The organism is Halodurantibacterium daqingense (genome assembly GCF_042666235.1).
Taxonomy (GTDB): Bacteria; Pseudomonadota; Alphaproteobacteria; order Rhodobacterales; family Rhodobacteraceae; genus Halodurantibacterium; species Halodurantibacterium daqingensis.
The window spans coordinates 557350-570531 of the sequence record NZ_JBHTFQ010000002.1; the positions used below are offsets into that span (position 1 = coordinate 557350).

Sequence of the window (13182 nt, forward strand, 5' to 3'; positions counted from 1 at the left end):
GCGATCAAGCCTCGCCGCCACCCTCTTCCGTCGCCTCCTCGACCGCCTCTTCCACGCCCTGTTCGGCGATCCGCGCAACCGAAACGACAACCTCGTCAAGCCCGGTGTTGAACACCTTGACCCCGCCGGCACTGCGCGAGCGGAACGAGATCCCCTGCACCGGCACCCGGATCGACTGGCCGGTCGAGGTGGCAAGCATGATCTGGTCGCCCAGATCGACGGGGAAGGCGGCAACCAGCGGTCCGCCGCGCATTGCCTTGTCCATCGCCATCACGCCCTGGCCGCCACGTCCGCGCACCGGGTAGCCGTGGCTCGACGACAGTTTGCCGGTGCCACGGGCGGTGATGGTCAGGATCAGATCCTCGGCCGCAGACATTTCGGCATACCGCTCGAGCGACAGCTGGCCAGCCTCGACCGTTTCCTCGTCCTCATCCGCCTCGGCGCCATCATCAAGCGCCCCTTCCGCGGCACGACGCATCTTGAGATAGGCCGCACGTTCTTCCGGCGTCGCGTTGAAGTGGCGGATCACGGCCATCGAGACGACCCGATCGCCATTCGCCAGCCGCACGCCGCGCACCCCGGTGGAATCGCGGCCCTTGAAGATCCGGACATCCGTCGTGGGAAAGCGGATCGCGCGGCCAAGCGCGGTCACCAGCATCACGTCATCGCTTTCCTCGGCGATGCGCGCGTTCACAAGGCTCACGCCTTCGGGCAGCTTCATCGCGATCTTGCCGTTGCGCATGACATTGGTGAAATCCGAAAGCGCATTGCGCCGCACATCACCTTCCGATGTCGCAAAGACGATCTGCAGGTTTTCCCATTCGTCCTCGGGCTTGTCGACCGGCATGATCGCCGCGATCGAGACGCCGGTGTTGATCGGCAGGATGTTGACGATGGCCTTGCCGCGGGCATTGCGCCCCGCCAGCGGCAGTCGCCAGCACTTGAGCTTGTAGACCATTCCGTCGGTGGTGAAGAACAGAAGCTGCGTATGGGTATTGGCCACGAACAGCGTGGTCACCACGTCGTCTTCCTTGGTGGCCATGCCGGCAAGGCCCTTGCCGCCACGCCGCTGCGCGCGGAACTCGGCCAGCGAGGTGCGCTTGATATAGCCGCCCGAGGTCACGGTCACCACCATGTCCTCGCGCTCGATCAGGTCCTCGTCGTCCATGTCGCCGGCCCAGTCGAGGATCTCGGTGCGGCGCGGAACGGCATGGGCGGCGCGAACCTCGTTCAGCTCTTCCGAGATGATCCCCATAATCCGTTCGCGCGAGCGCAGGATGTCGAGATAGTCGCGGATCTTGGCGGCAAGGTCCTGCAGCTCGTCCGTGACCTCTTTCACGCCCATGGCGGTGAGGCGCTGCAACCGCAGTTCAAGGATGGCCCGGGCCTGGGTTTCGGACAGGAAATAGGTGCCGTCGTCATTCATCCGGTGGCTGGGATCGTCGATCAGCTGGATGTATTCGGCGATGTCATGCGCGGGCCAGCGCCGCGTCATCAGCTTTTCGCGCGCCTCGGCCGGATCGTTCGAGCCGCGGATCGTCGCCACGATCTCGTCCACATTGGTGACGGCAACGGCCAGCCCGCACAGCACATGGCTGCGTTCGCGCGCCTTGCGCAGTTCGAAAGCTGTCCGTCTGGCAACCACTTCCTCGCGGAAGGTAAGGAAGTGGGTGAGGAAATCGCGCAGAGTCAGCTGTTCGGGGCGGCCGCCGTTCAGTGCCAGCATGTTGCAGCCGAACGAGGTCTGCATCGGGGTAAAGCGGTAAAGCTGGTTCAGCACCACATCCGGCGTCGCATCGCGCTTGAGCTCGATCACCACGCGCACGCCGATCCGGTCGGATTCATCCTGCACATGGGCAATGCCCTCGATCCGCTTCTCGCGCACCATCTCGGCGATCTTCTCGATCATCGAGGCCTTGTTCACCTGATAGGGGATCTCGTCCAGAACGATCGCGAAGCGGTCCTTGCGGATCTCCTCGATCCGGGTCTTGGCACGGATGATGACCGAGCCGCGCCCCTCGAGATAGGCCTTGCGGGCGCCCGAACGGCCAAGGATCACGCCGCCGGTGGGAAAGTCCGGGGCCGGGATGAACTCCATCAGATCTTCGCTGCTCAGGTCCGGATTGCGGATCAGCGCCTGCGTCGCGTCGATCACCTCGCCCAGATTGTGCGGCGGGATGTTGGTGGCCATGCCGACGGCAATGCCGCCCGCGCCATTGACAAGCATGTTCGGAAACCGCGCCGGCAGCACCGTCGGTTCCTGATCCTTGCCGTCGTAATTGTCCTGAAAATCGACCGTATCCTTTTCGATATCGGCCAGAAGGAAAGCGGCGGGCTTGTCCATCCGCACTTCGGTATAGCGCATCGCCGCGGCACTGTCGCCGTCCATCGAACCGAAGTTGCCCTGACCATCCAGCAGTTTCAGCGACATCGAGAAGGGCTGTGCCATCCGCACCAGCGCGTCATAGATCGCGCCGTCGCCGTGGGGGTGATATTTGCCCATCGTGTCGCCGATCGGGCGGGCCGATTTGCGGTAGGGCTTGTCGTGGGTGTTCCCGGTCTCGTGCATGGCATAGAGGATCCGGCGGTGCACCGGCTTCAACCCGTCACGCAGATCGGGGATCGCGCGGCTCACGATCACGCTCATGGCATAATCGAGGTAGGAGGCCTTCATCTCATCGGCGATCGAGATCGTCGGCCCGTCATGCTGCGGACGCTTGGGCGCCATTTCATCCGTGGATTCAGGGGGTTCGGGCCGGTCGCTCACGTTGCTCTCGCCTCTCTGGGACAGTCGCTAGATTTTGTTGCCGCACTATAGACCATCCCAACTGCTGGGTGCAATGCCAAGCCGCCGCCACATCCGGCAGCCAAGGGCGCAGAGTGCTAACACACTGTTTTAATTGAAAAGTAATGGGCCTGTGGCATGATGGGGAAAACACCAGGCAGCGAGGCACCCATGGAACGACGCGAAACCGAACTGATGCTGAAAGGCTATGGCCTGACGACGGCGGAATTCTACTACCGCATGCCCGACTACCGGAATGTGCTCAACAGCTTTGTCTGGCAGGATTATGATCTGGCGCCGGACTATCCACGGCTGTTTCGCTTCATCGAGTTCTGGCAGGATCAGATCGAAGGGCCGCTCCATTCCGTGCGCTTCAACCATCGCAAGATGATCGGCCCGGGCGAATGGCGCAATGTCGTGGGCGAATTCAGGCTGCACTGACGGGGCCGGCCCGCATCAGCATCCCGAACAGGTCGCGTGGATCGTCGGGATCGGCGATCATGTCCAGCGGTTCGCAAAAGCCGGTTCGCCCGCATTGCTCATGGACATAGCGCAGGGCCGAAAAATCCTCGATCGCAAAGCCCACCCCGTCAAAGAGGGTAATCTGATCGGGATGGCTTCGACCGGGGGCGCGGCCGGCGATCACCTCCCAGAGTTCGGTGACGGGATGGTCGGGTGAAAGCTGCTGGATCTCGCCCTCGATCCGGGTCTGCGGCGCGTATTCAACGAAGATCGCCGAGCGGCGCAGGATGTCGGGGTGAAGCTCGGTCTTGCCGGGGCAGTCTCCGCCAATCGCGTTGATGTGGATGCCCGGGCCGACCAGATTGTCGGTCAGGATCGTGGCATATTGCTTGTCGGCGGTGCAGGTGGTGACGATCTGCGCACCCTCGACCGCCGCTTCGGGCGACGTGCAGGTGACGACCTCAAGCCCGCTGTGGCGCAGGTTGGCCGCGCATTTGCGCGTGGCGCGGGCGTCGGTGTCATGAAGCTGAACGCGGCTGATCCCGCAGAGGGCGCGAAAGGCAAGCGCCTGAAACTCGGCCTGGGCGCCGTTCCCGATCAGCGCCATCACACGGGCGTCCCGCGGCGCAAGATGGCGGGCCGCGAGCGCTGAACTCGCCGCCGTCCGCAGCGCGGTCAGCAGCGTCATTTCCGACAGAAGCACCGGATAGCCGGTTTGCACCTCGGCCAGAAGTCCAAAGGCGGTAACGGTTTGCAATCCGTTCTTCGTGTTCTTCGGATGGCCGTTGACATATTTGAAGCCGTAAAGCCGCCCGTCCGAGGTGGGCATCAGCTCGATCACACCGACAGCGGAATGGCTTGCGAGGCGCGGCGTCTTCTCGAAGCTTTCCCAGCGACGGAAATCCTCTTCGATCGCGGCCGCCAGATCGCGCAGAACCTGTTCAACCCCTATGTGATGAACAAGCCGCATCATATTGGCAACGCTCACAAAAGGAACCGTATTGAGGCTCATGCAAAGCTCCGGGTCGGGCGGTCGAAGACCTTGCGGCCCATCAGGCTTGCCACAAGGTCCACCATCAGCCGCGCGGTGCGGCCGCGTTCATCCAGGAACGGGTTGAGCTCGACCAGATCGAGCGAGGTGACAAGCCCGCTTTCGTGCAGAAGCTCCATCACCAGATGCGCCTCGCGGAAGGTGGTGCCCCCCGGAACCGTGGTCCCGACCGCCGGCGCAACGGTCGGGTCAAGGAAATCCACATCCAGCGAGACATGCAGCATTCCGCGGGCCGAGGCCACACGTTCCAGAAAGCTGCGCAGCGGCGCCACCACGCCGCGTTCGTCCAGAACGCGCATGTCGTTGATCTCGACCTCATGGGTCAGCAGCGCCGCATGTTCCTCGGGGTCAACCGAGCGGATGCCGAAGAGGCAGATGTTTTCTGGCGGCACAGCCGCAGGGAAGGGTGGAAAGCCGTCGAACCCGTCGCGCCCGGCCAGATAGGCAACGGGCGTTCCGTGCAGATTGCCGGTCTGGGTGGTGGCCGGCGTGTGGAAATCGGAATGGGCATCCAGCCAGAGCACGAACAGCGGCCGCCCGGCATGGGCGGCATGGGCCGCAACCCCGGCCACCGAACCCAACGAGAGGCTGTGATCCCCGCCGAGGAAGATCGGCATTCCCGCCTGCATCGCCCGCGCGCCCGCCTGGGCAAGCGCCTCGGTCCAGGCCACGATTTCGGGCAGGGAATGGACTGCTGGGTTGGGGCTGGTCACCTCGCGCAGGGGCGCAGCGGTCATGTCGCCGTAATCCTGGACATCGTGGCCCAGATCGCTCAGCGCCCGGGCAAGGCCGGCCGTTCGGAAGGCGGCGGGCCCCATGATGCAGCCGGGCACCTTCTGGCCGGCATCAATCGGGGCGCCGATGAGGATACAGGTTCTGGGCATGGGCATTCCTTTCGTCCGAGTGTTTTCCGGCTTTGCGGCGGGCTGAAGCAGACATAATGTCGAAACCGGACCCGACGATGCGCAATATGGACGAGAGACTGACCAGAATGGACGAAACCGACCTGCGCCTGATCGCGGCGCTGCGCCGGAACGGGCGCGCGGGGATCTCGGAACTGGCGGCGGATCTGGGCCTTGGCCGGGCCACGATCCGCGCGCGGATGGAGCGGCTTGCCGCCACGGGCGACATCCTGGGCTATAGCGTCGTTACCCGCAGCGATGCGGCCGAGGCGCCGGTGCGCGGCCTGATGATGATCGGCATCGAGGGGCGCGGCACCGAACGGATCATGGCGCGGCTCATGGGGATGCCGGCCGTGCGGGCCGTGCATTCGACCAATGGCAAGTGGGATCTGATCGCGGAAATCGGGGCGCAGTCGCTGGCGGAGCTGGATGCGGTCCTGTTTCAGATCCGGCGGCTGGACGGTGTCGCAACCTCGGAAACCAACCTTCTGCTCACGACCCGGCGCGGCGGCTGAGCGCGATGAAGGCGGCGATCCAGATCCCCGCCAGCCCCAGCGACAGAAGCGCATTCCACGCCGGCATGGACAGGCCCAGGAACGACCAGGCGATGTCGTCGCAGCGGATCACCGGCGCGTTCAGGATATGATCCAGTAGCTGATCGGTGCTCAGCCCGCCGATCGGCGCCGCGGTGCAGGTGGTCGGCCCCTGCCACCAGCCCTGTTCGACGCCGGCGTGATAGGCGCCGATACCGGCCGTCGCCGCCGCCGCAATCGCCCCCAGCACGGCCCAGATCCGCGCTGGCAGCGCCAGCGCCGCCACCCCGATCAGGATCGCCGCCAGATGCGGCCAGCGCTGCCAGATGCACATGGGGCAGGGCGGCAGGCCGCCGACGTATTGAAACAGCAGTGCGCCCACAAGCAGCCCTGCCGATCCAGCCGTCGCCGCGGCGACAAGAAGCCTGTAGCTCATAGATATCTCACCATTGCGAAACCGCCGAGGAGGATCACGACAAACAGCGTGAACATCAAGCCCAGCCGCCGCTCGATGAAATCACGTATCGGTGCGCCGAACTTCCACAGCAGCGCCGCAACCAGGAAGAACCGCAGGCCCCGCGCCAGAATGCTGGCCAGAAGGAACACCGGCAGCGACAGCGCTGTCGCGCCCGACAGGATGGTGATGACCTTGTAGGGGAAAGGCGTGACCCCCGCGATCAGCACCGCCCAGGCGCCCCATTCGTTGTACCGCGCGGCAAATTCGCCGAAATAGGCATCTTTTCCGTAGAATTCGAGCACCGGCCGGCCCACGCTCTCGAACAGGCCCCAACCGATGTAATAGCCCAGAAGGCCGCCCAGAACCGATGACACAAGCGCGACGCCCGCGATCAGGAACGCCCGCGAGGGCCGGGCCAGGATCATCGGGATCATCAGCACATCGGGCGGGATCGGAAAGACCGAGCTTTCGACGAAGGCCACGAGCGCCAGCGCCCAAAGCGCGTGCCGGCTTTGAGCCAGCGAAAGCGTCCAGTCATAAACGGAGCGGATCATGTCATTCCCTGCGCAGAGCCGCCCTTGCACCACGGCGACCGGCCCGCGTCAAGCGCAACACGCGCCGCTTGACCGCCGCCCTGCGCAGCGATAGGAACAGCGCGTTGCCCGAGTGGCGGAATGGTAGACGCAGCGGATTCAAAATCCGCCGCCGCAAGGCATGCCGGTTCGAGTCCGGCCTCGGGTACCAACACGCATTTTCAACCGATGTGAGCGTTGAGAAAAGCGGTTTTTATTGAATGAAATCAAAGAAACCGCTACTTCTTCAAAATCATTAGTCCCGGTGCATCCCAACACCTGATGGTATTTTTGTTGGTATCGAGGATGACCGAGTCGGAAGGAGAAAACCCAGGATGCCTCTCAGCGATGTCGCCTGTCGGAATGCCAAACCTGCGGACAAGCCGCGCAAGATGAGCGATGGCGACGGTCTTTACCTTCAGGTTCAACCAAGCGGTTCGAAGCTGTGGAGGATGAACTATCGCTTCGAGGGGAAGCAGAAGACGCTTGCCTTCGGATCTTACCCTGCTGTTGATCTGGGGGAGGCCCGCAGGCGCCGGGACCGGGCTCGCAAGGTTTTGGCGCTCGGTCGCGATCCTTCCAAGGAGGACCACGAGCAGCCGGGGGTGGTGACCTTCGAAGCCGTGATGAACGAGTGGTTCGAGAGCCAGTCCGAAAACTGGGTTCCGGCCTACGCGCAACGTGTCCTCGGCAGGCTGAAGGTGAACGTGCTGCCAGAGATCGGGAAAAGGGCGGTGGATACCCTGGAGCCTGCCGACATTCTGAAGGTGCTGCGCGAGGTCGAGAAGCGCGGGGTCCTCTATTCCGCAGGTCGCATCAAGCAATACATCAGTCTGATAATGCGCTATGCGGTTTCCACGGGTCGAGCCCCACGAGATCCAACCGCGGATCTCCGCGGCGCGCTACGCCCGCCACCGAAGCCCAAGCACATGCACAAGCTGCCTGCCGACGAGATCGGGAGTTTTGTGCTGAACTTAAGGAACTACGCCGGGGAAGAGATAACCGCGCTTTCGATAGAGTTCATCCTTCACACCTTCGTTCGCACCAACGAGTTGCGGTTCGCCAAGTGGGCGGAGTTCAAGGATACTGTATGGCGCATTCCTGCCGCGCGGATGAAGATGCGCCGGGACCACTTGGTGCCCCTCACGCCCAGGGTGCAGGAGATACTGGCGAGGTTGAAAGTTCTGTCGGCCGACAGCGAATTGGTAGCGCCTGGGAACGGTGGCAAGCCCATGAGTACGAACACGATGATCTACGCGCTCTACAACATGGGTTACCGTAACAAGGTAACGATTCACGGCCTTCGTGGAACCGCGTCGACCTTTCTGAACGAAAGTGGACTGTGGTTGCCTGATGCGATCGAACGGCAACTGGCCCATGTGCCTGGCGACACAGTTCGCGCCGCCTACAACGCTGCGCTTTACTGGGACGAGCGGTGTAGGATGATGCAGTGGTGGAGCGACCACATCGTGCGGGAAACGGATGTCGCAGAGCTTACCGGCTGATCAGGACGGATTGCCGGTCCCGAGCCCTTGAGGCCGAGCTTCGGCCGGAAAGCGTTTGCTGAACAGCTGCGGGCTCAAGCGGCCGCGTTCCTTGTGCGGAAACGACGCCAGCGTGGTGCAACCTTCGGGCGTGGTCAGTACCACGGCCCAATGCCCGGTTTGATTGAGGTAGAGTTCTTCCATGTGCCCGCGGTCGTTCAGACCCCAGCTGTGGAGCCGAAGATCGTGGACTTCGCGCAGGAATGCACCGAGATGTTCACGGTTCAAACATTGGCTTTGCGCGTTGGCACAAGTGGCCGTCAGCGCGAGACTTGCTGCGAAAATGAGAGTTTTCATCTGACGGCCCTTTCCAGTGGAACAAGCGAGCGCGGTCAATGCAGGGGTTCCAAAGGTGCCCGTGGAAGTCGCCATTCAGGCTTCACTTCACCACTTAGCCGCGCTCTGGATGTGCGTCTGCGGCGAACTTGTCGAGGGGTCACGCCGCGCTATTGCATATGTCCCCGTCATTCGACGCACCACCAGAAGGCAGCTTATGTTTAGCGCAGACCGGGATTGATACCGGCTCAGGGGGCAGGCGGGCTTTTACGTCCTGACACGTTTCCCGCTCCGTGCGTGTCCATCCACGCTGCTGCGCTGTGGATTCAGGATAAGCACGTTTGCGGTTGAAAGTCACGCAAAAAGTGATACAGTGACCAAACATCACACTCGCCGCCACGAGGAAGAAATGAGCGAAGAACGACTGTTGAGAATCGGGGAAGTGCGACACGTCACCGGGTTGTCCAAGAGCGAGATATACCGCCGCGTGAAAGCGCAGGTTTTCCCTCGCCCCCGCCGACTGTCTCACCGTGTCTCGGTCTGGCTGAAGTCCGAGTTGGACAACTGGATGACAACGCAGTTCAATTGAGAGGGACGCGGCGTGAGCGACTGGTCAGAGGTTTACGGCTGGAACGGCGGCGAAATGCCAGTCCCGGGCGATACACAGGTTCAGGTGTGGATGCTGGGAGGTGACATGCAGTACGCCCCAGCCGCCAGTTTCAACTGGGTGCATACCGGGTTCGCCCCCGATATCGTGGCATTTCGCGCCTACGCTTCACCGGTCCTGACAAGCGTGGACATCCCGCTCTCTGTCACGAAGACCAGCGAAGATCCTGAAACCTGGCTGGTGAACAGCCTGATGATCAATCCCAACGCCACGCTGAGGGTCAACCTTCGCAACGGGGAACCGTCCGGCGGGACGTTGACCTTCTCGTGAGCGATCCATTGGACGACCTGGACGATCTTCTGGGCGATGACCCGCCGGTTATAACCGACGCGCTGCCCCCTGCGACAGCCTTTCTCAAGCCGGTAGGCGTCACGTTCCTGGCTGAAATTCTCGGCAAGCAACCTCGCAGCCTTTATGCGAGGCTCGCCCGCTGCCCGGTCAAGGAGTACTGCAAGAAGGGTAATAAACAGTTTCCGCTCTACGATTTCCTTGAGGCCATGTCCTACCTCGTCACGCCTAAGGGCAACATCGAGGAATGGTTTGCGTCCAAGAACGCGGCGTCGCTGCCCCCTTACGTCAACAAGATGTTCTGGGATTCCGCGAACCAGCGCAATCGCGTGATGCGGTCCTCCAACGATCTCTGGCACACCGACGACGTGATGCTCGTCCTCGGCCGCGTGGCCATGATGATCAAGGAAGAAGTCAAGATGTGGGTTGAGGAATTGCCTGAGAAGGACGCCCTCACCAACGAGCAATACAACGCGCTGATCGACGCGAGCAACCGACTGCTTGCGAACGTGCGCGAACGACTGGTCGATATGCCAAGTCACGGGCTCACCGAGGCGTCGATGAGCAGAACCATCGAGGCGGAACTTGAGGCCGGCGGCGGGATGCCCGTCGAAGACATGCCAGAGGACGAATGACCCGCGGTCGCAAGAAACATATGCGCCCGGCGACGATCGCCGAGTTGATCGCGGAAGCCCGTTTCCCGTCACTTGAACATATCGTTTCCAAGGCGTTCGGGGAAATGGTGCCTCCGGTGAGGATGAGCGTCCCGGAAGCGGCGCAGAAGTACATGCGCATGGGGTCTGGTTCAGGTCACGGTGTTCCGTGGTCTGCCACCAAGACCCCCTACATGATCGAACCCATGGAGATGCTTACCAGTCTGGATCATCAGGGTGTTGTTTTTGTCGGCCCGGCCCGGACAGGTAAATCGGTGCCAGCTCTCGGCTGGATCGCCCATACGGTCATCACCGATCCCGAAGACATGATGTTCGTGCAGATGGACCGGGAGAACGCGCGAAAGTGGTCGAAGGGTGATTTGGACCGGTTTCTTGCTGCGTCTCCTGAAGTCCGTAAGCGTCAGATGACGCGGCGGGAAGACGACAACACGTTCGACAAGCAGTTCAGTAGCGGGATGCGGGTTCTTGTGACGTATCCCACAGCCAATAACCTTTCGAACATCACGGTCGGTAAGGTCTGGTTGATCGACTACGAGCGGATGGACGACCTCGTGGACGGTGAGGGGACTCCGTGGGACATGGCGCAGAAGCGGACCCAGACGAAGGGGCGTTTCGGCATGACCGTGGCCGAGGCGAGCCCAAACCCGCACAAGGAGATCCGCGACCCGAAGTGGTCACCATCGACGCCCCACGAGGCACCTCCCATCCGCGGCATCTTCGAGATCTATAACCGGGGTGACCGCAGGCGCTGGCACTGGTGCTGCCCGTCCTGCGGGGAATGGTTCGAACCGGATTTCAAGCTTCTGGACTGGGGCGGCAAGACCGACCCGATGGAAGCGAAAGAGGCGACCGTGATGGTGTGCCCGAGTAACGGCTGCGTCATCAAGCCCACGCAGAAATTCAAGTTGAACCTCCGCGGGCGCTGGGTGCCGGAAGGGGGCAGGTTGACGCCGGAAGGTAACCTTGAACCTAGACCCGGCATGGTCATCCGTCGCAGCGACATCGCTTCGTTCTGGTTGAAGGGGCCTGCGGCGGCCTACCAGAGTTGGGGTGAAATGGTTCTAAAATACCTCAATGCGCAGAAGGCGCTTGAGGAAACAGGTGACGACGGGCCGCTGCGAACCACCGTCACCACTGACCAGGGCAGCTATTATATTCCCGCGTCCCGCCTCTCGGATCGTTCTCCGGAGGATCTGAAAGAGCGCGCCGAGGATTGGGGTTCGACGGAAGACGAGCCGACCGTACCGCACGGCGTCAGGTTCATCGTGATGACGGTTGACGTGCAGAAGACCGCCTTCGTCCTGCAGGCCGTTGGCTTCATGGCGAACGGCGATGCCGTGGTCATAGACGGTTTCAAGGTCAGGCTGTCCAACCGTCTCAACGCGGACGGTGACAAGTTGCCGATCGATCCATTCGCTTACGGGGAGGATTGGGACACGCTGATCGACGCTGCACTGCTTCGGAGCTACCCACTCGCAGACGGATCCGGTCGCAGGATGCGCGTCCGTGCGGTCGGCTGTGACTCCGGCGGCGGGGAAGGCGCGGCTGCCAATGCTTACAATTTCTGGCGGCGTCTCAAGAAGCGCGGGGACAATTCTCACCGCAACTTCATCCTGGTTAAAGGTGAACCGTCACGCACTGCCCCTCGCGCCAGAACAACGTGGCCGGATTCAAGCCAGAAGGACCGCAACGCCATTGCCCGCGGCGACGTGCCCGTTCTGCTTCTCAACGCCAACAGTCTCAAGGATCAGGTTTCGGCGATGCTCGCGCGGCGGGTCGGTCAGGACAATGAGGACGCAGTGACCGGCGGCATGTTGCGCTATCCGGACTGGATGCCGCAGTGGTTCTACGCGCAGATGACCACCGAAATCCGCACCGACAAGGGGTGGGAAAACCCGCGGAAACGACGCAACGAGGTGTTCGACCTCACCTACTATGCGATCGGCGTTGCTGTGCGGCCGGTTGAGAAGGCGGTCCCGTTCGCAAACATCCAGGTCGAGCGTATCGACTGGAACAATCCGCCGGCATGGGCTGCTGACTGGGACGACAACGACCTTGTTTTCGGCAGTGAGCAGCAGGCATCTGCGTCCTCGGCACCGAGGACTCGCAAAGACTTCGCAGAGCTTGCCAAAAGCCTCGCGTGATCTTCGTTTTCGCTTGACTTCACGAAAAAAGTGAAAGTCACGCAAAACTTTCCGGCGGCATGAAATAGATTTGAATGCATCATTTTGGCGCGAAATGGATTTGAATGCATCCCGCATGGCTTTGGGTCCTTCCTATGAGGGGCTGCCGGGGGCGGGGAGCACCGAGCCCGATTCTCGCACTGTGTGAAAAATGCAACAGTGCAACATGTGACGGCTATTAACATTGATTTAAATCCATTTTCTGCGGCCGGAATCGATCTGAGTGCAACTTTGGACCGATTTTTCAGGCTGTCTCACCTGTCTCACCTCCTAAAACAAGTGAGACAGGCAGGTGAGACGTTTTTATTGTTACTTTTCAATATGTTCTCACCTGTCTCACTTGTCTCACTTGTTTTCTAATACTGCAAAAGGAAGACGGGGAGAAAGGGGCGCCGTAAAGGCAAACACTGGTAAAGGCCTGACCCCGCAATCCGACAAGAGAGTCGGAAAACCAGTGAGACAAGTGTGACAGGTGAGAACCCATTGACAAATATGGGTGAAAACTGTCTCACCTGATTCTGGGAAGTGAGACAGGTGAGACAGGTGAGACACCTTCAAACGGCCTCAACAGCAGACGCCGATTGGAAAATGGATTTAAATCTATCTCAGCAACAAAAAAAAAACCCGGCGCTGAGGCCGGGTTCGCTGAAAATGCAACTGGGTCGATTATGGATTTAAATCGACTTATACTGTAAGCGGGGTTTTTCCCCCATTGGGTTTGGGCTTCCTCTGGCGGCACCCGGCGGGCACCTTGGTCGCATTTTCCATGATGGAGGAGTGCGATGGCG

The 13182-nt window shown here is 61.4% G+C and carries 14 protein-coding genes and 1 tRNA gene; 8 read left to right on the forward strand and 7 right to left on the reverse strand.

Features of this window, described 5'->3' with window-relative positions:
• Positions 1 to 4: 4 nt before the first annotated feature.
• The gene (gene gyrA / locus ACFQXB_RS06095) at positions 5 to 2767 is read right to left on the reverse strand and encodes a DNA gyrase subunit A (protein WP_377400656.1); all 2763 of its coding nucleotides are present in this window, start codon (positions 2765 to 2767) and stop codon (positions 5 to 7) included.
• 189 nt (positions 2768 to 2956) lie between these two features.
• On the opposite strand from gyrA, the gene ACFQXB_RS06100 reads away from it, so the two are divergent.
• On the forward strand, positions 2957 to 3226 hold the full coding sequence (locus ACFQXB_RS06100) for an usg protein (protein ID WP_377400659.1): 270 nt from the start codon (positions 2957 to 2959) through the stop codon (positions 3224 to 3226).
• Here ACFQXB_RS06100 and ACFQXB_RS06105 read toward each other — a convergent pair.
• Both ACFQXB_RS06105 and rocF read right to left on the reverse strand, forming a co-directional pair.
• Complete coding sequence (locus ACFQXB_RS06105; RefSeq protein WP_377400662.1) at positions 3213 to 4259, reverse strand: ornithine cyclodeaminase; 1047 nt, start codon at positions 4257 to 4259, stop codon at positions 3213 to 3215. The two genes, ACFQXB_RS06100 and ACFQXB_RS06105, sit on opposite strands and share 14 nt — an antisense overlap.
• A complete protein-coding gene (gene rocF / locus ACFQXB_RS06110; protein ID WP_377400665.1) occupies positions 4256 to 5182 on the reverse strand; it encodes an arginase in 927 nt (308 codons plus the stop codon). The genes ACFQXB_RS06105 and rocF overlap by 4 nt, the downstream gene beginning before the upstream one ends.
• Before the next feature lie 107 nt (positions 5183 to 5289).
• Between rocF and ACFQXB_RS06115 the strand changes: the two genes are divergently transcribed.
• On the forward strand, positions 5290 to 5715 hold the full coding sequence (locus ACFQXB_RS06115) for an Lrp/AsnC family transcriptional regulator (RefSeq protein WP_377400761.1): 426 nt from the start codon (positions 5290 to 5292) through the stop codon (positions 5713 to 5715).
• Here ACFQXB_RS06115 and ACFQXB_RS06120 read toward each other — a convergent pair.
• Both ACFQXB_RS06120 and ACFQXB_RS06125 read right to left on the reverse strand, forming a co-directional pair.
• Positions 5693 to 6169, reverse strand: coding sequence for a disulfide bond formation protein B (locus tag ACFQXB_RS06120; protein WP_377400668.1), 477 nt, complete (start codon positions 6167 to 6169; stop codon positions 5693 to 5695). The two genes, ACFQXB_RS06115 and ACFQXB_RS06120, sit on opposite strands and share 23 nt — an antisense overlap.
• Positions 6166 to 6744, reverse strand: a complete 579-nt coding sequence (locus tag ACFQXB_RS06125) for a YqaA family protein (RefSeq protein WP_377400671.1) — start codon at positions 6742 to 6744, stop codon at positions 6166 to 6168. Before ACFQXB_RS06125 ends, ACFQXB_RS06120 begins: the two co-directional genes overlap by 4 nt.
• A gap of 106 nt (positions 6745 to 6850) precedes the next feature.
• Between ACFQXB_RS06125 and ACFQXB_RS06130 the strand changes: the two genes are divergently transcribed.
• Positions 6851 to 6934, forward strand: a tRNA-Leu gene (locus tag ACFQXB_RS06130).
• Between the two features lie 163 nt (positions 6935 to 7097).
• On the forward strand, positions 7098 to 8267 hold the full coding sequence (locus ACFQXB_RS06135) for a tyrosine-type recombinase/integrase (RefSeq protein ID WP_377400674.1): 1170 nt from the start codon (positions 7098 to 7100) through the stop codon (positions 8265 to 8267).
• Here the strand turns inward: ACFQXB_RS06135 and ACFQXB_RS06140 are convergent, their stop codons facing one another.
• The gene (locus tag ACFQXB_RS06140; RefSeq protein ID WP_377400677.1) at positions 8268 to 8603 is read right to left on the reverse strand and encodes a hypothetical protein; all 336 of its coding nucleotides are present in this window, start codon (positions 8601 to 8603) and stop codon (positions 8268 to 8270) included.
• A gap of 388 nt (positions 8604 to 8991) precedes the next feature.
• On the opposite strand from ACFQXB_RS06140, the gene ACFQXB_RS06145 reads away from it, so the two are divergent.
• Genes ACFQXB_RS06145 through ACFQXB_RS06160 form a run of 4 tightly spaced genes read left to right on the forward strand, consistent with a single transcriptional unit; the run spans position 8992 to position 12355 of the window.
• Positions 8992 to 9171: a helix-turn-helix transcriptional regulator gene (locus ACFQXB_RS06145; protein ID WP_377400680.1), complete on the forward strand. Its 180-nt coding sequence runs from the start codon at positions 8992 to 8994 to the stop codon at positions 9169 to 9171.
• 12 nt (positions 9172 to 9183) lie between these two features.
• Complete coding sequence (locus ACFQXB_RS06150) at positions 9184 to 9519, forward strand: hypothetical protein (RefSeq protein WP_377400683.1); 336 nt, start codon at positions 9184 to 9186, stop codon at positions 9517 to 9519.
• Positions 9520 to 9527: 8 nt separating this feature from the next.
• A complete protein-coding gene (locus ACFQXB_RS06155; protein WP_377400686.1) occupies positions 9528 to 10172 on the forward strand; it encodes a hypothetical protein in 645 nt (214 codons plus the stop codon).
• Entirely contained in the window at positions 10169 to 12355 is a 2187-nt protein-coding gene (locus ACFQXB_RS06160; RefSeq protein WP_377400690.1) for a terminase gpA endonuclease subunit, read from the forward strand. Before ACFQXB_RS06155 ends, ACFQXB_RS06160 begins: the two co-directional genes overlap by 4 nt.
• A gap of 547 nt (positions 12356 to 12902) precedes the next feature.
• Here the strand turns inward: ACFQXB_RS06160 and ACFQXB_RS06165 are convergent.
• Positions 12903 to 13182 (reverse strand): hypothetical protein (locus tag ACFQXB_RS06165; protein WP_377400693.1); only part of this gene is annotated, 280 nt, incomplete at its 5' end.

What these genes read in the sequence shown, in the direction of transcription:
- ACFQXB_RS06100 (WP_377400659.1), top strand. Translation starts at nt 2,957, where the DNA reads ATGGAACGACGCGAAACCGAACTGATGCTGAAAGGCTATGGCCTGACG.
- ACFQXB_RS06105 (WP_377400662.1), bottom strand. Translation starts at nt 4,259, where the DNA reads ATGAGCCTCAATACGGTTCCTTTTGTGAGCGTTGCCAATATGATGCGG.
- rocF (WP_377400665.1), bottom strand. Translation starts at nt 5,182, where the DNA reads ATGCCCAGAACCTGTATCCTCATCGGCGCCCCGATTGATGCCGGCCAG.
- ACFQXB_RS06115 (WP_377400761.1), top strand. Translation starts at nt 5,290, where the DNA reads ATGGACGAAACCGACCTGCGCCTGATCGCGGCGCTGCGCCGGAACGGG.
- ACFQXB_RS06120 (WP_377400668.1), bottom strand. Translation starts at nt 6,169, where the DNA reads ATGAGCTACAGGCTTCTTGTCGCCGCGGCGACGGCTGGATCGGCAGGG.
- ACFQXB_RS06125 (WP_377400671.1), bottom strand. Translation starts at nt 6,744, where the DNA reads ATGATCCGCTCCGTTTATGACTGGACGCTTTCGCTGGCTCAAAGCCGG.
- ACFQXB_RS06135 (WP_377400674.1), top strand. Translation starts at nt 7,098, where the DNA reads ATGCCTCTCAGCGATGTCGCCTGTCGGAATGCCAAACCTGCGGACAAG.
- ACFQXB_RS06140 (WP_377400677.1), bottom strand. Translation starts at nt 8,603, where the DNA reads ATGAAAACTCTCATTTTCGCAGCAAGTCTCGCGCTGACGGCCACTTGT.
- ACFQXB_RS06145 (WP_377400680.1), top strand. Translation starts at nt 8,992, where the DNA reads ATGAGCGAAGAACGACTGTTGAGAATCGGGGAAGTGCGACACGTCACC.
- ACFQXB_RS06160 (WP_377400690.1), top strand. Translation starts at nt 10,169, where the DNA reads ATGACCCGCGGTCGCAAGAAACATATGCGCCCGGCGACGATCGCCGAG.